This is a genomic window from Streptomyces sp. WM6386 (assembly GCF_000972385.1).
Taxonomy (GTDB): Bacteria; Actinomycetota; Actinomycetes; order Streptomycetales; family Streptomycetaceae; genus Streptomyces.
The window spans coordinates 1-570 of the sequence record NZ_JXTE01000395.1 but is presented as its reverse complement, the minus strand read 5'-3'; the positions used below and the strand labels follow the sequence as shown (position 1 = coordinate 570).

The window sequence follows — 570 nt, the reverse complement described above, 5'->3', positions numbered from 1 at the left end:
TCCAAGACGTACGCCCCTTCCTCGGCGACAAGTGGACCGGCCTCGACAACTACACCCGGGTCCTGAGCGACCACCGCTTCCAGGACGCCATCGGACACACCCTGGTCCTGGGCATCGGCCAGTCGCTCGGCGCGATCCTCCTCGGCTTCGTCCTCGCCCTGCTCCTCGAAGGCCAGGCACGCTCTCTGAAGTTCATCCGTACCGCGGTCTTCCCCCCCCCCGTCCCCGCCACCGCGGTCGTCGGTGAGCTGTGGCGGCTGATGTACTACCCGACCTCCGACGGCCTCCTCAACAGCGGCCTCCATCTGCTCGGGCTCGGCCCCGTGCAGTACCTCGACGACCCGAACCTCGCCCTGTACTCGACGATGGTCATGGGCATCTGGATCTGGGCCCCGTACAACATGGTGATCATCCTCGCCGGCCTCGCCGGGGTGGACCGCACGCTGTACGAGGCCGCGGCGATGGACGGCGTCTCGCTCTGGCAGCGGCTGCGCCACGTCACCCTGCCCGCGATCCGTCCAGCCCTGAGCATCGTCCTCACACTCGCCGCGATCCGCGGACTGCGCGTGT

General features: G+C 68.6%; 1 protein-coding gene. It reads left to right on the top strand.

Going from position 1 to position 570, the window contains the following annotated elements:
* Positions 1-570, top strand: a 570-nt coding sequence (locus TN53_RS41905) for a carbohydrate ABC transporter permease (protein ID WP_046264150.1), incomplete at both ends; no start/stop codon positions are given.